Below are 18,218 nucleotides of genomic sequence, written 5' to 3'. Positions count from 1 at the left end.
TCTGGCTCTGGCTCTGGCTCTGGCTCTGGCTCTGGCTCTGGCTCTGGCTCTGGCTCTGGCTCTGGCTCTGGCTCTGGAAAGGTCTCGGGCATGGGTGCAGAAGCGTCAAGCCCTGAGGTTTCCGCCTCAATCACTTCTTCTTCGCCGCCATCTTCGACAATCGCGTCGAGGCCTTCTTCGATTTTCGAAGACGATCGGAACAACCGTTCCTTGAGTTTCTTGAAAAACGCCATGCGTCCCCCGAGCAGATGCTTTGCTTCCACCTAATGTGGATCGGCGGCAGATGGAAGCCTCAGCCGAGCATCGCTCTTAGAATCAGAAGCTGTGCAATAAAGTAAAACGCCCAAAGCCAACGAGCGAAGGGAGCATACCAGCGACTTTCCGGGCCCAATCGAAACAGCTGAATAGCCAAAACCGTGTCGGACACGACAAAGGCCCCTGCCCCGACCAATGCCCAGATCATGGCGTCTGGCAACGCCAACGCCGACAGACCCATCCCCGTGATCAAAAGAACATAAACCCTGACCGGCCCACGCATATCGCCAGTGTGTGGCGCAAGCCAGAATTCTGTCGAAATCGCATACGCCACAAGGATCAAAACGGGCAGCAACGTGGGCAACCCCTCGGCCAGGCCGAGGAAAAGAAGGATGTAAAAAATGTGTGCCAATGCAAAACTGCATAGCCCAACCAGAAAAGCCCGCTGACCCGGTTGCGATAATGCAAAATCTCCAAGGGCTGATAGCGCCAGAGCAAGCACCAATAAAAAAGCGCCACCTTCCAATCCGGCAACCACCGATAACAAACCAATTGCTGCCGTCTTGATACCCGTACGCAGCCACGAAGTAGGTTGATGGCAAAACCATATGCCATAAGTCAGCGCGCAAACCGCGCTGATTGCGATCAGAAAGGCCGTCACACCTCGTCGGGGAAATGTTTCATTGTCAGTCGGATCGGGTTAGGCGCGGCCTGACCCAATCCGCAAATCGACGCATCGGCCATTGCCGTGCACAACTCTTCCAGCAGGGGTTGATCCCATTTGTCAGCCTGCATCAGCTTGACCGCCTTTTCGCATCCGACCCGGCAGGGCGTACACTGGCCACAGCTTTCGTCCTCGAAAAACCGCAACATGTTCAACGCGGCTTCTTTCGCGCTATCCTGATCAGACAGAACCACGATGGCAGCCGAGCCGATAAAGGTGCCATGTTCCTGCAAAACATCGAAATCCATCGGGATGTCAGCCATTGACGCGGGCAGCAGCCCTGCCGAAGGACCACCTGGTTGGTAGGCTTTGAAGGAATGCCCGTCCAACATACCATCGCAAGCGTCGATAATATCCATCATCGTCGAACCTGCAGGAAGCAGATGCACGCCTGGTTTTTTCACACGGCCCGAAACGGAAAAAGACCGAAGCCCCTTGCGTCCGTTCTTCTCGACCCCGCTTAAAATCTCGCCGCCTTCGCGCAAAATGCGAGTGACCCAATAGAGCGTTTCGACGTTGTTCACCAAGGTAGGCCGGTTAAAAACACCGACCTGTGCGACGAAGGGCGGGCGGTGACGTGGCAGGCCACGCTTGCCTTCGATCGACTCGATCATCGCGCTTTCTTCGCCGCAGATATAAGCGCCCGCGCCGCGACGAAGATCAATATAGCCTGGCGAGACAATTTTGGCGTCTTCCAGCACCTTGATTTCGCGCCTTAGAATTTCCAGCACGGCCGGGTATTCATCGCGCATGTAGATAAAGCATGTTTCAGCTTCAACCGCCCACGCCGCGATCAGCATTCCTTCAAGGAAAACATGGGGTTCTCGTTCGAGATAAAAGCGATCTTTAAACGTTCCCGGCTCACCTTCGTCGCCGTTCACAGCCAGATGACGCGGCCCCTCAGCCGCGCGGACAAAACCCCATTTCCGACCCGAAGGGAAGCCCGCACCGCCCAGACCGCGCAGGCCGGAGTCGAGAAGCGTCTGCTGGATCGTTTCAAAATCGCCATTGGCCCGGACATCTGCAAGCTTCTCATATCCGCCCAGGGCACGGTATGCGTCAAAAGTCTGATAGTCGGGAACATGTGCATGCGTATCATCAGCAGCTATCGCTGCCTGCACCTTTTCTGGCGTGGCATGATCGATGTGATTATGACCGATCTCCAACACAGGTGCGGTATCACACCGTCCCATGCAGGGCGCGCGTAACACCCGTACTTCCGAAGCATCCAGCCCGTCTTCCAGCGCCTTTTGCAGTTGCTGGGCGCCCGCCAACTCGCATGCCAGTGAATCGCAAACACGAATGGTCAGTGCAGGGGGTGGCACTTCCCCCTCCTTCACCACATCGAAATGGGCATAAAACGTCGCTACTTCATACACTTCAGCCTGGCTGATGCGCATCTCCTCGGCCAATGCACGCATATGCACCGCAGACAAATGGCCAAACTTGTCCTGAACTAGGTGCAAATATTCGATCAACAGGTCACGACGGCGGGGCGCATCCCCCAGCAGCCCCTGAATCTCGGCCCAGGGTTGATCCTCCAACTGGCGCCCTTTCGGCGTCCGTCGCCCCTTACCCTTGCCCGATTTCCAGACGCCCTTGCGTTCATCCAGTGCCATGCCGTGTCCTCTGACTAATTCCTGACCGACAAATAACGGCCCGCGCGAACCGAAGCGAGGGCAAAAGCGACACTCACCCCTCTGGAAACGTTGAACATTGCCCAAAATGCTCCCGATTTCGCCGCTTACTTGCCGAAATCTCTGTTTAGGGCATTATTACTCGCTGCTGGAGTTTACCCAAATGACCCTTTTTGCGCTTGCCACGCTCAGCCCTACTGCCCTGATCTTCGCGGCGGTTCTTTGGGGGGGGTATTGGGCATGGCTGGCAGCAGGTTTTGTTACAATCCTTGCCTTCTCACTTGACCGGCTGGCACCGGAAGAAATTGAAAACGCCGACCCAAGCGCTGAGTTCCCGGGCAACAACCGTTTATTGATTGTCCTAGGCATCGTACATCTGGCGCTGCTACCGGCATGTGTCTGGGCCGTCGGTGGAAGCAGTGCACTTAGCATGACCGAACGTGGCTTGATTGCCGTCGCGGTCTCAATGTTTTTCGGCCAGATTTCGCACCCGGTCGCCCATGAATTGATTCACAAATCGGGGCGGGCGCTGCGATTGTTGGGACAGCTTGTCTACACCTCGATGCTGTTCGGTCACCATGCCAGCGCCCATTTGAGAGTTCACCATGTGAATGTCGGCAGTAGCGCGGACCCCAACAGTGCCCCTCTTGGCCAAGGGTTTTATGGCTTTGCGCTTCGCGCGTGGTCGGCAGGTTTTATCGCTGGCTTACGTGCGGAAAACCATCTGCGAAAAGGTCAGGCGATCTGGCGCCACCCCTATATTTTATATGTTTCCGGTGCGTCCACGATATTGATCGGCGCGTTCCTTCTTTTCGGCATCCCGGGGCTTTCTGCCTTGGTCATGATCAATCTTTACGCGCAATTGCAGATCTTGATGTCGGATTACGTCCAGCATTACGGTCTTCGGCGACATCAACTGGCGAATGGTAAGCTCGAACCTGTCGGTCCTCAACACTCTTGGAATGCGCCCCATTGGTTTACGTCTGCCATGACGTTGAACGCGCCGCGCCATTCCGATCATCACACCACTCCTTCCCGCCCCTACCCCGCGTTGCAACTGGATGAGGAAAAGATGCCTTGCCTGCCCTTCTCTCTGCCGGTCATGGCGGGCATCGCTCTGGTACCCCCGATCTGGCGTCGGGTCATGGACCCGCGTTGCGCCCAATGGCAACCGGTTTGGATTGAAAGACCAGATCCAACAGCCCGCGATATTTCGCCCGCTGTTCTGGCACATGCAAAATCCGGTAGCCTGCATGCTGGCGTTCTGCCAGAATCAGATCATGAAGGAATGCACCCTGACCCTGTGTTTGATCATCAGCGCGACATCACTCCGCGCCGGCGACACAATGACGGCTGATGAATTCGACGCATATACGCAAAACAAGACTTTTTATTACGGCAACCAGGGGAAACCTTACGGTGCAGAGGAGTATCTGAGCGATCGCAGGGTAATTTGGACCTTTCTGGATGGCAGATGCGAAAATGGCACCTGGTATCAAGAGGGCAAACAAATCTGTTTCCTCTATGAAAGCCAGTCTGAACCGCAGTGCTGGAGCTTCCGGCATTCGTCAAATGGTCTGGTCGCGCAGTTTGAGAATAACCCCGATGAAACCGAGCTTCATGAGGTGGAAACCAGTCATGAACCATTAATATGTCTAGGACCCGAGGTTGGCGTGTAATTGCACACATACGACTAAATCATCGCGGTTATGAGAAATTTCCCTCATATAATTACAATATACTGATAGTTTATTACGTCCGGAACAAAGGCAACCAAATCTGGGTGCCCATCAGAAAAGGCTGCCCTGATCTGGGGTTTTCGGCTTGGCCTTTAAAGGTTTTCTTGCGGATTTCACGGCGCGATCAAGGGCGAGGCGACCATCTGCAAACTCGATCTCAAGCACGCCAGCTTTGGTAGCAGCTGACTTACTTGTCACAACGTCCCCGTCCCCTCTGACAACCGTATAACCACGCTGCAACGTTGCCTTGTAGCTCAGTGTTTCGCGCAACCTGTCAATCGCGGTGATCCGGTCTCGCCATGCGCATGTCTGGCGGGTTGTCGCGTCCGAGAGGCGCCGCGTCAACCGGTCCAACTCCTGCGCCTTCCGGCTAGTGTCAGCCTGCAAGGCGCGCAAATTCAGTCGTGCAGCCGTGTTCTTCAACCGGCGTCGGTCTCCATCCAAAGTACGCCGCAACAATCCTGGACGCAAAGCACCGGACGCCTCATATAGCTTTACCCGGCGGCCTTGAACCGTGCGGATCAGGGCGGCAGGCAAACGTTCTGCCCATGTGTCCAAACGCTGGCGCGGCGAATCCAGCAGCGTCTCAATGCGAGGCAAAGCCCGTGACAGATCGCGCAGCCTTTGCCCGCGGGAGGCTATGCCGGACGTCAACGCATGACTCAGCCGCGCCTCCTGTCCCTCAAGCCAGGCCAGAAGCTCCAACCGGACCGGCACCGCCATTTCGGCCGCTGCTGTCGGCGTGGGCGCACGTTTGTCTGAGGCATGGTCAATCAGCGTCGTGTCGGTCTCATGCCCTACGGCTGAAATCAGAGGGATGGCGCTTTCGGCTGCCGCACGAACCACTGATTCCTCGTTGAATCCCCACAAATCCTCGATCGACCCGCCCCCGCGCGCCACGATGATCAGGTCCGGGCGCGGCAACGCACCGCCGGGGGTAAGCGCATTCAACCCTTTGATCGCACGCATCACCTCTGGGGCACAATTGGCACCCTGTACAGCCACCGGCCAGATCAACACCTTTCGTGGAAACCGTTCCCGCAACCTGTGCAGAATATCGCGGATCACCGCCCCCGATGGTGAAGTCACAACCCCGATGACTTCTGGCAGATAGGGCAATGGCCGTTTGCGGTCCGGATCAAAAAGCCCCTCTTCCGCAAGCTGTTTTCGCCGTTTTTCCAAAAGCGCCATCAACGCGCCCTGCCCGGCAACGGCAACCTCATCGACATTCAGATTATATTTCGACTGTGCGCCAAACGATGTCAGCCGCCCGGTCACAACCACTTCCAACCCCTCTTCGGGTACAACCGAAAGCGACGAGACCTGACCCTTCCAGGTGGTACAGGCCAGCACATTCCGGTCGTCCTTGACGTCGTAATAGAGATGGCCCGAACGCGCCTTGAACACACGCCCCACCTCTCCCTTGACGCGCACGCGCCCGAACTGATCCTCAAGCGTTCGTTTCACCTCGCCCGAGATTTCGGAAACGGTGTATTCAGGCAGGTTTTGCCCCGGAAGTGGTTCATCAATCAGATCAGACATGCTCCATCAATGACCGATCCGGGCGCTATTGAAAAGATCGCTTGGCATGTGCGCTTGCCTCTGGGCTGCACGATGCCTATTCAGACGTGCATCAACAAGGTGGAGGGGCGGATGAACATTCTGATCTTGGGCAGCGGCGGGCGCGAACATGGTCTGGCATGGGCAGTGATGCAGAACCCCAAATGCGACAAGCTGATCGTCGCGCCGGGGAATGCAGGTATCGCCGACATCGCCGATTGCGCTGATCTGGATATCATGAATGGTGCTGCCGTCGTAGTCTTTGCCGAAGAGAACGCTATCGACTTCGTGATCGTTGGGCCAGAGGCACCTTTGGCCGTCGGAGTTGCAGACGATCTGCGCGCCGCTGGGTTTTTGGTCTTTGGCCCTTCCGGGGCAGCAGCTCAGTTGGAGGCCAGCAAGAGCTTTACCAAAGAGGTTTGCGATGCCGCAGGTGCACCAACTGCAGCCTACGCACGATTTACCGACTTCGATGCCGCGCAGGACTATGTAAAAAGCAAGGGCGCTCCTATCGTGATCAAGGCCGATGGATTGGCCGCTGGCAAGGGCGTGATCGTAGCGATGACGCTGGATGAGGCGCTATCCGCAATCAACGACATGTTTGACGGAGCCTTTGGTGGCGCCGGGGCCGAAGTCGTGATCGAAGAATTTCTCGATGGTGAAGAGGCATCATTCTTTGTGCTATGTGATGGCAAAGACGCTTTGCCAATCGGCACCGCACAAGATCACAAGCGCGTGGGTGAAGGCGACACCGGGCCCAACACCGGCGGAATGGGCGCATATAGCCCGGCTCCAGTGATGAGTGAAACCGTGACTCAAAAGGCGTTGACCGAAATAATCGAACCTTCACTGGCCGAAATGTCCCGACGCGGCACCCCGTTTCAGGGTGTGCTCTTTGCGGGGTTGATGATCAAGGATGGTCAACCAAAACTGATCGAATACAACGTCCGCTTTGGCGATCCCGAATGCCAGGTTCTGATGATGCGACTAGGTGCGCAGGTTCTGGATCTATTGCAGGCTTCCGCCGAGGGGCGATTGGCGGAGGCTCGCGTGAACTGGGCTGACGATCATGCATTGACGGTTGTCATGGCCGCAAACGGGTATCCGGGAAGATATGAAAAAGGAACGGCGATCAAGGGGTTGACTGCCAGTACCGAGGATAGTTTCAACATGGTATTTCATGCGGGCACCTCGCGTAAGGACGGTCAGATCGTAGCCACGGGCGGTCGCGTTCTGAACGTTACGGCACGGGGCGCTACCTTGTCCGAGGCCGCAGAGCGCGCTTATGCGATGGTTGACCAGATCGAATGGACAGAAGGATTCTGCCGGCGTGATATAGGGTGGCGGGCGCTTTGATCCTTCAAGTTTCGAATTGCTTTAGCGATCCGATCAATGCAGTGGGCAATGTCTCTCGCGCTCTCCGAAGTATTTTGCAATAGATGGATGTCAGGGACAGTTGAGCGCGCTGTTCAGGCTCCCTGGACCCGTGTAATTCGCAACGTCACGCGTTTTTATCTCATCGTTCAATAACCTTGACGCAACCACACGAGACCAATCGCCATTCGCCGTGACCAGTTCGGGAAAGCCGTTACAATTGCGCAGACCACCCGGGATATGGTCCCAGCCAATCTGATGGTTTGTCAGCCCCGATTTGCGTGCGACAGGACTGAAATCTCCGTCTCTATAACGCCAGATATGCAAAGTTTTTGACAGGTGAGGCGTATGAACAAAAGCCACTTCGATATATCCATCCCCATCCAGATCACCAGCGCCCACCGGTGCCAGCCAGCGAAATCGCTGACCGATCAGTGGGGTTGTCGCGATATAGCGGAACGCGCCCTCCCGATACGCAATTACCGCTAGCTGTGCGCCGTATTTCTGATGGCTTAGGACGGTCACAACCTCTGGTCTGCCGTCGCCGTCGATATCCCAAAGCCGCGGCGTCGTATCCTCGAAAACCATGTGCCGGGGAGCCTTGAGATGATAGGTTAAATTGACGTGACCCTTGAAAAGTTCACCAACAGATCTCGTCCTTTGCGCTATCGATATCCGAATTTCAGACCATTCAAGATCGTCACCCAAAGCGCCATGGGGATAAGCTTCAGTCGGCTTGGTATATTCAGCCGCCGATACCACTTGAGCCGCCACCGAATGAGCCGCCAGCAACATCAGCCAACACAACATCGGCAACGCGCGGCGGGCGGAACAGTTCAAGAGGCGCAACGGAGGACGCCGCGCCCGGTTCAAGATCAAATCTGTTTTTCAGGCATCTGGACCACAAGACCGTCCAGCGCGTCCGTGACCTTGATTTGGCAGGTCAGACGTGAGCGGGCCGGATCGGGCTCATAGGCAAAATCGAGCATATCCTCTTCCATGTCATCCTTGGCGGGCAGCTTTTCCACCCAATCCTCAACTACGTAGACATGACAGGTTGAACATGCACAGGCTCCGCCGCAATCGGCCTCGATGCCGGGGATGTTATTGTCACGCGCACCTTCCATCACGGTTAGGCCATTGGCGACATCAACGACATGCTCGGTGCCGTTATGCTCGATATAGGTGATTTTCGCCATGCGAACGTTCTCCCCTTCACAAAAGTTGCTCAGCGGTTCCTAGCCAAGCGGTGTAGCTGTTGCCAGCCCAATTTGCGACACCGATGGAAAAGAGTTGCGACAAAACGGCATTTGTTCATATTATGTTCTGAAAATTGACCGCCGCCGCCGCCAAAACAGCATAACCAGACGGATTTTCCGACCGACATTGGCTCCGTTCATGGCCACCACCAATGTATCAAGTTCCTGTTGCGACGAGGTCGGCCGGAAAAACGCGACACACCTTTCACCGCCATCGAAGCCGTACTTCCCCAAATTACTGAAATCCATTAAGTACTAATAAAAAAGGCTTTGAGGCCCGAGCAAATGATCAAACCCGTCCCCCTGCTACTGATGGCCTTCGGGCTGACAGCCGCTTGCGAGAACGCCTTGCCCACCGCAGAGCCTGATCAGGTTCAGACACGCGCCACCGCCCCACCAGGGGCCGCGCCGGGAAGTTGCTGGGGCAAGAATGTTTCTCCGGCCGTGGTTGAGACGGTGACAGAACAAATTCTGGTGCAGCCTGCTGAAATTATGGTCGACGGCTCTGTCACGCGACCGGCGGTCTACAAGACAGAAACCCGGCAGGCGATTGTGCAGGAACGCGTTGAGACCTGGTTCGAAACCCCCTGCGCAGCCGCGCTGACGCCCGAGTTCGTCGCCACCCTGCAACGGGCGCTAAAAGCGCGTGGATTTTATCGGGGTCAAATCAGCGGACGGATGGATACACGCACGCGTGCAGCAGTCAGACAATATCAGGCACCACAGGGATTAGACAGTGGCATCCTGTCTTTGGCAGCGGCACGAAAACTAGGTCTTATTGCAGTTAAAAGAGAGCAATAACAATATTTTAAATCTCAACCCTCAACTTTTGCACGAAGGTATTTTATTGGATAGGCTACGAGCGCCAACACCATACCAAGCAGAATAGGCAAGGTTGAGATCGTAGCGCCATAGTCCGGGTTTATCGCATTGAAAGTCGCTTTGAGACTGATGCCTGATAGCAGCGGCACACATGTCACAGACAGCACATATAAAACCCAGAATGCGAACCTTCCCCGCCAGGAATGTACTGCTGCGTAGGCACAGGCCCAGACGCCAAGATAGGTGAGGATCAGGATGAAAAGCATGGTGCCAGGATAGCATCCCGGCCCCGAAAATCGGACCTCCTTTTGCGAATCAATCTCAACGATTTGAACCTGGTCGGAAATATCCCGATTTAATGCCGTGCGGCGATTTCTGGACCCTGTGTAGCACGCAGCGCATCCGTCCCAATGTTGGACGCCTGTCCATCACACCACGCCTTTGGACCAAACCAGCACGAGAGCAGCACGCTCGAAAACCGTCGACCGATGCATCAATGCGGATGTTCAGGGAACAAACTTCCAGGTCGTGCATTAACGACCCACAGCGGCAAGTGAGGAAACCAAATGAAATTCATCATCACCGCCACCGCTTTGGCGCTGACGGCGTATCCTGTACTGGCCGAATCCAATTTGGACAAAGACCACATGGTCCGCACCCGCGACATCACGAGTACCAAAGTCCACACCACCAACAGTGACGGGCCGATGGTATGGGACTCGTCGATGATGTCCGACGCTGTCGACGACAATTGGGACAAAATCGGTGAAGTTGACGATATTGTGCTCAACGGCGAGGGCAAGATGATCGGTGTGCCCGCCGATGACAAATCACTCAGCATCATCACTGGCCTGTCCAAGGACAAACTTATGCAACAGGAAGATCGGGACGAGGGTTTCTGGGACTGAAAAATCGATTTCTGCTCTCGGTTTGCTACCGGGCGCAGACCACTTAACCACAGAATATGGAAATCAAATGCGAAACATTTTCTACATCATCGGGGTCATCGTCGTCGTAATGGCCATCATGCAGCTGGTCCTCTGAAACAGAAGGTGTCGGGACCGCAATTGCGCTTCGAACAGCAATTGATCGCAACGCCTCTGTACTCGGTGAAGAACCGCAAAAAGATACAGGACGTCAAATGAGCCGCGGTCGCCAAGCGACATCACCCACGAAAATCCCGCAAGCCGGATGGATTGATATTCTCTGGCGGGTCAAATCCCGTGTGTCTGACGACCGGATCAGCCTGTTGGCGGCGGGCATCGCGTTTTATGCGTTGTTGGCACTTTTCCCCGCGATCGCAGCCCTGCTCGCGATCGGCGGGCTTGTTATGGATCCGCCCCAAATTATCGAACAGATGACACGCTTTGCTGGCGTCGTCCCCAGCGACGTAATCAGTATCATAGAGGATCAGGCAACCGCCGTGACTGGCTCAAGTGATACCGGTCTGGGCTTGACGTTGGTCGTAAGCGTGGCGCTTGCGTTGTGGTCGTCGTCACGAGGCATGGCCAGTTTGGTTCAGGGCCTGAATATCGTATATGAGGAGCATGAGAAACGCGGCTATTTTATCCTGAATATACAGATTCTGATCCTGACGCTTCTTTTGATCCTCGGTTTTCTTATCGGCATCGCCGCGATTGTCGTTCTGCCTGCGGTGCTGCATTATGTAACCTTGGGAAACGTCGGGGAAATCCTGATTGGTGTACTCAGGTGGGTTTTGCTTATTGCCATGACGATGTTCGGGCTGGCGATCATCTTCCGGTATGGCCCCTCGCGCTCGAACGCAAAGTGGCGATGGGTGTCGCCAGGGGCAGTGCTTGGCTGTCTGTTTTGGATTATCGCCTCAGTCGCTTTCACATTCTATGTCACTCGTTTTTCGACCTATAACGAAAGCTTCGGTGCAATCGGCGGTGTCATTGTTTTGACCCTGTGGCTCTGGATTTCGGCCTTCGTGATCATGTTAGGAGCCGAGTTGAACGCCGAAATCGAAGCCCAAACAAAAAAAGACTCGACTGCCGGCCCCCCAGAGCCGATGGGCAAGCGAGGTGCATTCAAGGCAGATAATCTTGGCAAAAGCTGCAGCGGGGATAGCGGATGACAGCGAATTTCCGATGGCCGTTGATCAGTATTTTTTGATATTGCTTGTGAATACGCAGCTCTGGCTTACCGATTTCCTGATACCTATAACTGCAATGGTTCTGGGCTATTGCACCGTCCCCCCGATCTGATGCCGTCTAAATCGGCGCAGCACACCGAAATTTGTCCCGGCAACATTTCTCAAGATCGTGCTGGATGAATTCGAATGCACGCAAAAGGTTGCTGCCTTCCTTGTTTAAAATGATGGCGACTTGGCCCGTTTTCAACCCTGAACAAGCCCAACTGATCGGCGATCATTTCGCCGGGTAAAATGCAGGTAACCGCTGTCAAACCCGGCTTCAATTTCAAGCTGGGGTCGGTCATGCACGATCAGAAGGGAATTGCGGAATGTTATGATCCCATCGCGGCGCAAGGCCGAGAGGGTTTTGTTCATGTGTACGATCGAGATGCCCAGAATATCAGCGAATTCATCCTGCGACAGCGGTATGAGGTAGCTTTCATCGATTCCTGCGCCGACAATTTCCATACGCGCAATCAATTCACAAAGCACATGCGCAGTACGCTGACGTGCAGATCTGCGGCCCAGCGAAACGATACGCTCGGCCAACATGCTTTCCTCCTGACCGTTGATCCAGAACAGCGCTGCGGCCAATGAGGCGCTTCGCGAAAGCGCGCGTTCCAACGCGTCGCTGGAAAACCGGTAGGCGCTGACATCGGTTTTGCACTTCAGCTCGAAATCCGACGTGGTGAATAAAAGAGCGTTGAAGGCCAGAAAATCACCCGCCATGACGGTGTTTACAATCTGCCTGGACCCGTTGGCCATGAAGCGCGCGCGTAACGCCCATCCACTATCGACAAGATATACGTCACCATAGTCTCCATCCTGCGCCACAATAACGGATCCGGCGTTCAGATCGACTTTGTCGATACAGATATCGGATAGGATTTCAGTGACATCATCGGTCACATCATAACACCCTTCGAGTTTTTTGAGGATCGCACTGGTCAAGGCGTAGAGCCCCTCCTCTTCCCCCGTGTTGAGCATGGCGTTGTTCCGGACAAGTGTTCCACTAATTCTGCAGAACCCGCATATAGCAGACCACAATTCACTGGCTTCCGTCCAGCCTCACACTGTTACCATGCACTCTCAATCGATCCAGAAGCGTCGCCGCAACCTGGTTTTTTTCATCCGTGTGCTGCGCGTGCCGGTACTTGTGGGCATTGATTGCCGCGTCAAATGCGTCGTCCAGCTCATCTTCGGTAATCAGGCTCTTTTCCCGCAAAATCAGAATGATGGCTTCAAGCAATGATAGCGCGCAGATACCGTATATATCGGTGTCGGCCCTTTCTTCGATGTCGCGGGTTTGGGGCAATTGAATAGATCCTCGGCAGCGATTTGACCCTAAGTCGCGAAGGCGCTTCAGGGCATTTGGTCTTTCGTGGCGTTTAGTCCGAGTGATTACGCGTTGAATGCCGGAAGGTTCCCGCTAGTCAACGCATATATGCACCCAAGATCGAAGCAACCCAGCATTGTTAAAAGATTTCGTGCTTTCGGCGGGTGACAGTGCGTTAACGACGCGTTCACATCGGCACGGTCCTCGTTAACCGCCAGGCCGGTCATTGCGTGTCTTCACAGGCTGGATCGGATGGCAAGATGAATATCGCAACGCACGAACCCTTCACCCAAAAAGCAGACCCCGCAGATCAGGCTTCTTCCAAGGAATACCCTGATGATTTTGAACAGGGGTTGGTGTATTTTCTACCCAATCTCAAGGCATTTGCCTGCTCTCTCACACGCGACGTCTCCCATGCCGAAGACCTGGTTCAGGACACCGTGCTGCGTGCTCTAAAATACAAGGCGAAGTTCATCCGCGGATCGAACCTGCTGGCATGGCTATTCACAATTCTGCGCAATCTATTCCTGTCCGAAATACGGCGAAACAAATCCTTTGCCGAAATCGTTCCACAGATTCAGGCACGGAAGAAACCAACCGAGACCAGCAGCCAACACGACTACATGCAATTGGTAGAGCTATTGAATGCGATCGGCAAACTGCCATCACACCAAAAGCGCGCCATAACCCTGGTTGGGGCGCTTGGGTATTCGTACGAGGAAACCGCAAAATGCGAGGCTTGCGCCGTTGGCACCGTCAAAAGCCGCGTCAGCCGGGCGCGATCTTCATTACAGGAATGGACCGATCCAGATCCGCTGTGATTGGTTTCTCAGGGCAGAGCGACCTCAGTAAAATTTTGGGAACCAACGGACAGCGCGTGCGTTATCGCTGATAGTCGCGGAATTATCGTGACCAACCCATTATGCAGGGATGTGGAATTGGACATTTCAATCGAACCCATCGCTGTGGCAACCGAACAAATCAACCTTTTCCTCAAGCAGGTCGTCGCATTAACACCAAACTTGCTGGCAGCCCTGATCGTGCTGCTTTTCACCGGCGTTCTGGTTGCAATCGTCACACGGATCGTCCGGAAAATTCTGACGCGTTCAAAAACGCGCCCGTCGCTCAGAAATGCACTGCTGACGCTGACCCGCATGCTGATCTGGCTGATCGGCATTCTCATTACCGCAACCATTATTTTTCCGAACCTGACACCGACAAAACTGGTGGCCGGCCTCGGGATCGGATCAATTGCAATTGGGCTTGCCTTCAAGGACATCTTCGAGAACTTTCTGGCCGGATTTCTCATCTTGTTGCGCAAACCGATGCGGATCGGTGACGACATCGAATGCGAAGGACTATCTGCCCGGGTCGAGGATATCTCGATCCGTGATACATTTCTCCGCAAGCGCTCGGGCGAACTGGTGATCGTTCCCAACAGCTTCCTGTTTAAGAACCCGGTCAAGATCCTGACCGATGACAACCTCCGACGGATTTCCGTCGCCATCGGCGTTGCCTACGGTGAAGACGCTAAGGAAGCCTATTCCATAATTTCCTCTGTAATCGAAAACCTTGATAGCAGGGACAGTTCGAAAGGGTTCGAAGTCGTCGCAGATAATTTCGGGGCGTCTTCGGTCGATTTCACCGCGCGTTGGTGGACCGAAAGCACACCACCGGCCGAGCGTCTTTCAAAGAGTGAGGCGATACTGGCGATAAAGGCCGCACTGGACGATGCCGGTATCGAAATACCCTTCCCCTACCGCTCGCTTACATTTGCCGAGCCCTTGCAAATAGACATGACCAAAGTGCCACAGGCCAGCAGTGCGGATTAATCGATATTGGTTTACCTCTGATGGCCGCCGATATTCGGATAGCGTATTTCACCGGTCCTTGCATTGTCGCTGTCAGCACGGTGGCATAAGGTTTTAAACATGTGAACGGGATGGGCCCAGATTTCAGATCGCGCGTGATCTGCGCTTTGTCGGGCCTGCGGAATGACGAACATCGCTGACGGGCCAGGTGGGTATCATGGATAAAGATGCATTTCCAACACGTCCGCTGGACGATGTCACACCGCTGATTACAGCTGGTGAAGGCTATCCGGCGCTTGAACGTCTTGCGTTGAATGCCGAATACTATCTCTGGCTGGCCTTTCGTATTTTCGACCCAGAAACTCAACTATATTCAGCGGCCTCAGGAACAGGGACGTGGCGCGACCTGCTGGAACGAAAGATCGCTCAGGGCGTTGCCGTTCGGCTCCTGATCTCAGATTTCGATCCGATCGGCGCGCCAAAATTGCACGAGACGACCTGGCGCAGTGTCGAACACCTGCGAGGGCTGGCCAATAGGGGTGATTTCCAGGTGCTTCCTGTGCGACACGAAGCACAGGTCGGCAAGGGCCTGCGGTTTGGTCTTTGGCTTATGGCGGCCCGCGCGATCGAAAGCCAGCGCAAAGAACTGAACGACGCAAGACCGGAAGAAAGCAGTACGATATTCCAAACCCGGCCCGGCCTTTGGCGTCACCTCAAGCAGGATAAAAACGGCACATTCAAATGGCGCAGCTTGCTGTTGCCAAGGTTGTTCCCGGCGACGCTGCACCACAAGGTTGCGGTGGCCGACGGCACAGCAGCAATCATTGGCGGTCTGGATGTAGACACCCGCCGATACGATGATCTGAACCATGACCGACCGGCCGAAGAGACCTGGCATGACGCAACTGTGCGCGTGGACGGCCCCATTGCGGGTGACATCGCGCATTATGTGGCGCAGACGTGGAACGCCAACCGTATCAGAATGGCGGCGATCCGGCGCGAGCAGCTACGCTACGCACCCGACGGTGTCGCTGAGCGGGAATTGCAGGTCGCGCCGCTGGAACTCCCCCAGCCGTCAACGGCATCTGCCGAAAGGGGTGGTATCCGCCTCATTCGCACCCTTTCCAAACAGGCGCGCCGCACTGGTTTTCAACTTTCACCCAAAGAGCATCTTCGCGAAATCGAAGAGGCCCATATCCAGCTGTTCTCAAATGCAAAAAGGCGCGTCTACATTGAAACCCAGTATTTCAGAAGTAAAGCAATCGCCGATGCCTTAGCTACCGCAGCAAAGAATACCCCTGAGCTTAGCCTGATCCTCATTCTCCCCGCCGCCCCCGAAGAAATCGCCTTTGGCGACGTGCCTCACGTCTCGGACAAAATGGGGGAGCAGCTTCAAACCGAATGCCTGGAACGCGTTGCCGGGGCATTCGGCAACCGGATGACCGTTCTCAGCCCTGTCAGGCCAAAACCCCGAAGCACCGATGGGCGCGACAACCTGCACGGGGCCGAAATCATTTATGTGCACTCAAAAATAGCCATCGCTGATGATAACGACGCGATCATCGGATCGGCCAATCTGAACGGACGAAGCATGCGATGGGACACGGAGGCCGCGGTCAGAATTGAAGATCGTGACGTCGTCACCAATCTCTGCACCCGTGTTTTCGAAGCCTGGCACGTTGCGGGCCGGCAGGCGCCCGACCTGTTGATGGCGGATGCATCGCACTGGCACAAGATCGCCCAGAGAACAGCGCAGGAATTGCCCGAGGAAAGAGGGTTTTTCCTGGTGCCCTATTCGGAAGAGCCGGCCAGACGGCTTGGACAATCCATTCCGCTTGTTCCGGACGAGCTTGTGTAAAATGTGTGAGAACAATGCCAATGCAGTGTTGTTCGCGAAGCACACCAGACCAAAAGCCAAACATGCTCAATCTGGCCATCATGTTTTTACAATCGCGCTTGTTGCCGCATTAGTCTCAAATTTCCTGCGTCGCAGTTCGTAAAACCTGCCTGCCTTCTTCCTTGGGGCAACTAATGATGTCGCACCCTTTGCCCTTGGCCCCAATCCAACCCGAAGGGCCATTCAATGGCGCTTCGGGCGGCACATAAGTTATGCAGAGATGTCATTGAGGAAACGGTCCACTTCCTCTTTCGCTTCTTCTTTGGATTTGCCGTATTTTTCCTGGATTTTACCTTCCAGTTTCTCACGATTTCCCTCTACCTGATCAACTTCGTCATCCGTCAGATCCCCCCACCTTTCCTGAACGCTACCCTTCATCTGCTTCCAGTTTCCGACAATTTGATCCCAATTCATCTCTTATCCTTTCACATTAACACCAGGCCAAACGTAGACCTGCCTCGTTAACGGGCTCACCGCGGCAAAGTTCCAATGCAAAAGATGGGAACCAAAGTCGAAATCAGGCGTTTTACATAGACTGGCGAGCATCGGAAAGAACCTGCCCATGACTGACGACACCTATCCAAGGTCTGACCGGCAGGTCCAAGAATGTATGAAGATGACTTCGACAATTCCATCCAATCGCGGATCATCCTTGATACGTCGGATGGTAGAAAAAGGGCCCCGGTATTCCGAAAAGGCTCTTGTTTGGTCAACGTATCTGAAAGAGACCATTTTCGGTCCTATTTGTCCCCAAAAGGCCCGTTCGCTATGGCCGTTCCCAACGGCGGTTTGTCGCCATTCCAGGGCAATGTTCAACGCCGCCCCTACCCTGAGCCGGCGATTGCCAACCGCGACATTATCTCGATCGTTCTTGAAAATTCTCTTCCGGTGCTTGCCAGTACAACTGCCGACAAATTAGCATGACCCAAACAGCCCGGCTTGCGGTACAAGATCGGGGTATTGGGCAAAACAATGACGTTTCACATTAGTCCACGCGCTTTTTTCGGCAGTCCGACGGTGTTAGTAGACGTTTGATTTTGTTGGAAAATAAAACCCCACGCTGGCGTTATTTTGACAACCCGTACTGATCATCACTGACCTTTTCCAGCCAATCCACGGCAATGCCATCTTCGGCCTCCTGCATCGCCAGATGGGTCATGGCAACATCAGGTGCCGCCCCGTGCCAGTGTTTTTCGCCAGACGCAAACCAGACCGTATCACCGGGGCGGATTTCGCGAAGCGGCCCACCCCAGCTTTGCACCAGACCAAGACCCGAAAGAACATGCAGCGTCTGCCCCAACGGGTGCGTGTGCCAAGCGGTGCGCGCTGCGGGTTCAAACGTGACGATCACCGCGCGCAATCGGGCCGGATCGGGCGCGGAATGCAGCGGGTCGATCCGGACCGCACCGCTAAAATACTCTGCCGAACCGGATGAGGACGGGCGGGAGCCGCCGGGGATGATGTCCATGTCTGGTCTCCTGCCAATTGCACGATTTCAGACTAGGCAAAGCGGTGAGCACTGGCAATCCGATCAGCAGCAAAACGCACGCCGTGGCGCCCGGGAAATCTCCTCGCATACACAGTTAAGTGAAACTTTTTTGGATGTGCGCCCGTGTCATCAATACCGGCAGAGTTGAGTTCGTTTGTAA

The 18,218-nt window shown here is 54.9% G+C and carries 19 protein-coding genes and 1 pseudogene; 10 read left to right on the top strand and 10 right to left on the bottom strand.

Annotation, left to right across the window (positions count from 1 at the left end; genetic code table 11):
* The 3 genes and pseudogenes from Q1B27_RS22410 to Q1B27_RS22400 all read right to left on the bottom strand — a co-directional run.
* Window positions 1-233, bottom strand: a pseudogene (locus tag Q1B27_RS22410) (signal recognition particle-docking protein FtsY); the annotation flags it as partial.
* Between the two features lie 59 nt (window positions 234-292).
* A complete protein-coding gene (locus Q1B27_RS22405; protein WP_299851552.1) occupies window positions 293-916 on the bottom strand; it encodes a lysoplasmalogenase in 624 nt (207 codons plus the stop codon).
* On the bottom strand, window positions 913-2,598 hold the full coding sequence (locus tag Q1B27_RS22400) for an NAD(P)H-dependent oxidoreductase subunit E (protein ID WP_299851549.1): 1,686 nt from the start codon (window positions 2,596-2,598) through the stop codon (window positions 913-915). The genes Q1B27_RS22405 and Q1B27_RS22400 overlap by 4 nt, the downstream gene beginning before the upstream one ends.
* A 181-nt stretch (window positions 2,599-2,779) precedes the next feature.
* Here Q1B27_RS22400 and Q1B27_RS22395 point away from each other — a divergent pair, with 181 nt between their 5' ends.
* Window positions 2,780-3,973 carry an alkane 1-monooxygenase gene (locus tag Q1B27_RS22395; protein WP_367181384.1) on the top strand — a complete coding sequence of 398 codons (1,194 nt, stop codon included), beginning with the start codon at window positions 2,780-2,782 and terminating at the stop codon, window positions 3,971-3,973.
* Window positions 3,963-4,295: a hypothetical protein gene (locus Q1B27_RS22390; protein WP_299851546.1), complete on the top strand. Its 333-nt coding sequence runs from the start codon at window positions 3,963-3,965 to the stop codon at window positions 4,293-4,295. The genes Q1B27_RS22395 and Q1B27_RS22390 overlap by 11 nt, the downstream gene beginning before the upstream one ends.
* Before the next feature lie 111 nt (window positions 4,296-4,406).
* On the opposite strand, the gene xseA is transcribed toward Q1B27_RS22390, so the two are convergent.
* Window positions 4,407-5,897 carry an exodeoxyribonuclease VII large subunit gene (gene xseA, locus Q1B27_RS22385; protein ID WP_299851543.1) on the bottom strand — a complete coding sequence of 497 codons (1,491 nt, stop codon included), beginning with the start codon at window positions 5,895-5,897 and terminating at the stop codon, window positions 4,407-4,409.
* 111 nt (window positions 5,898-6,008) lie between these two features.
* Between xseA and purD the strand changes: the two genes are divergently transcribed.
* A complete protein-coding gene (purD, locus tag Q1B27_RS22380) occupies window positions 6,009-7,271 on the top strand; it encodes a phosphoribosylamine--glycine ligase (protein ID WP_299851541.1) in 1,263 nt (420 codons plus the stop codon).
* 90 nt (window positions 7,272-7,361) lie between these two features.
* On the opposite strand, the gene Q1B27_RS22375 is transcribed toward purD, so the two are convergent.
* Both Q1B27_RS22375 and Q1B27_RS22370 read right to left on the bottom strand, forming a co-directional pair.
* Window positions 7,362-8,084 carry a VCBS repeat-containing protein gene (locus Q1B27_RS22375; RefSeq protein WP_299851538.1) on the bottom strand — a complete coding sequence of 241 codons (723 nt, stop codon included), beginning with the start codon at window positions 8,082-8,084 and terminating at the stop codon, window positions 7,362-7,364.
* An 80-nt stretch (window positions 8,085-8,164) separates the two neighbouring features.
* Entirely contained in the window at window positions 8,165-8,488 is a 324-nt protein-coding gene (locus tag Q1B27_RS22370; RefSeq protein ID WP_299851535.1) for a 2Fe-2S iron-sulfur cluster-binding protein, read from the bottom strand.
* Window positions 8,489-8,833: 345 nt separating this feature from the next.
* On the opposite strand from Q1B27_RS22370, the gene Q1B27_RS22365 reads away from it, so the two are divergent.
* The 3 genes from Q1B27_RS22365 (at window position 8,834) to Q1B27_RS22355 (ending at window position 11,468) form a co-directional block, all read left to right on the top strand.
* Window positions 8,834-9,349 carry a peptidoglycan-binding domain-containing protein gene (locus tag Q1B27_RS22365; protein ID WP_299851532.1) on the top strand — a complete coding sequence of 172 codons (516 nt, stop codon included), beginning with the start codon at window positions 8,834-8,836 and terminating at the stop codon, window positions 9,347-9,349.
* 587 nt (window positions 9,350-9,936) lie between these two features.
* The gene (locus tag Q1B27_RS22360; protein WP_299851529.1) at window positions 9,937-10,278 is read left to right on the top strand and encodes a hypothetical protein; all 342 of its coding nucleotides are present in this window, start codon (window positions 9,937-9,939) and stop codon (window positions 10,276-10,278) included.
* Between the two features lie 233 nt (window positions 10,279-10,511).
* Complete coding sequence (locus Q1B27_RS22355) at window positions 10,512-11,468, top strand: YihY/virulence factor BrkB family protein (RefSeq protein ID WP_299851526.1); 957 nt, start codon at window positions 10,512-10,514, stop codon at window positions 11,466-11,468.
* A 261-nt stretch (window positions 11,469-11,729) separates the two neighbouring features.
* Here Q1B27_RS22355 and Q1B27_RS22350 read toward each other — a convergent pair whose 3' ends face one another.
* Together Q1B27_RS22350 and Q1B27_RS22345 are read right to left on the bottom strand one after the other, a co-directional pair.
* Window positions 11,730-12,512: a Crp/Fnr family transcriptional regulator gene (locus Q1B27_RS22350; protein ID WP_299851523.1), complete on the bottom strand. Its 783-nt coding sequence runs from the start codon at window positions 12,510-12,512 to the stop codon at window positions 11,730-11,732.
* A 61-nt stretch (window positions 12,513-12,573) separates the two neighbouring features.
* Window positions 12,574-12,840, bottom strand: coding sequence for a hypothetical protein (locus Q1B27_RS22345; protein WP_299851520.1), 267 nt, complete (start codon window positions 12,838-12,840; stop codon window positions 12,574-12,576).
* Window positions 12,841-13,121: 281 nt separating this feature from the next.
* Between Q1B27_RS22345 and Q1B27_RS22340 the strand changes: the two genes are divergently transcribed.
* From Q1B27_RS22340 to Q1B27_RS22330, 3 genes are all read left to right on the top strand, one after another.
* Complete coding sequence (locus Q1B27_RS22340) at window positions 13,122-13,682, top strand: sigma-70 family RNA polymerase sigma factor (protein WP_299851517.1); 561 nt, start codon at window positions 13,122-13,124, stop codon at window positions 13,680-13,682.
* 117 nt (window positions 13,683-13,799) lie between these two features.
* Window positions 13,800-14,693, top strand: coding sequence for a mechanosensitive ion channel family protein (locus tag Q1B27_RS22335; protein WP_299851514.1), 894 nt, complete (start codon window positions 13,800-13,802; stop codon window positions 14,691-14,693).
* A 196-nt stretch (window positions 14,694-14,889) separates the two neighbouring features.
* A complete protein-coding gene (locus Q1B27_RS22330; protein WP_299851512.1) occupies window positions 14,890-16,530 on the top strand; it encodes a phospholipase D family protein in 1,641 nt (546 codons plus the stop codon).
* Between the two features lie 249 nt (window positions 16,531-16,779).
* Here Q1B27_RS22330 and Q1B27_RS22325 read toward each other — a convergent pair whose 3' ends face one another.
* The gene (locus Q1B27_RS22325) at window positions 16,780-16,983 is read right to left on the bottom strand and encodes a CsbD family protein (protein ID WP_299851509.1); all 204 of its coding nucleotides are present in this window, start codon (window positions 16,981-16,983) and stop codon (window positions 16,780-16,782) included.
* A 192-nt stretch (window positions 16,984-17,175) separates the two neighbouring features.
* Between Q1B27_RS22325 and Q1B27_RS22320 the strand changes: the two genes are divergently transcribed.
* Window positions 17,176-17,493, top strand: coding sequence for a hypothetical protein (locus tag Q1B27_RS22320; RefSeq protein WP_299851506.1), 318 nt, complete (start codon window positions 17,176-17,178; stop codon window positions 17,491-17,493).
* 142 nt (window positions 17,494-17,635) lie between these two features.
* Here Q1B27_RS22320 and Q1B27_RS22315 read toward each other — a convergent pair whose 3' ends face one another.
* On the bottom strand, window positions 17,636-18,037 hold the full coding sequence (locus Q1B27_RS22315; protein ID WP_299851503.1) for a cupin domain-containing protein: 402 nt from the start codon (window positions 18,035-18,037) through the stop codon (window positions 17,636-17,638).
* Between the last annotated feature and the right edge of the window lie 181 nt (window positions 18,038-18,218).

Origin of the sequence: uncultured Roseovarius sp. (genome assembly GCF_947489715.1) — a bacterium.
Taxonomy (GTDB): Bacteria; Pseudomonadota; Alphaproteobacteria; order Rhodobacterales; family Rhodobacteraceae; genus Roseovarius.
The sequence above is the reverse complement of the archived record's forward strand: the minus strand, read 5'-3'. Positions and strand labels throughout refer to the sequence as shown.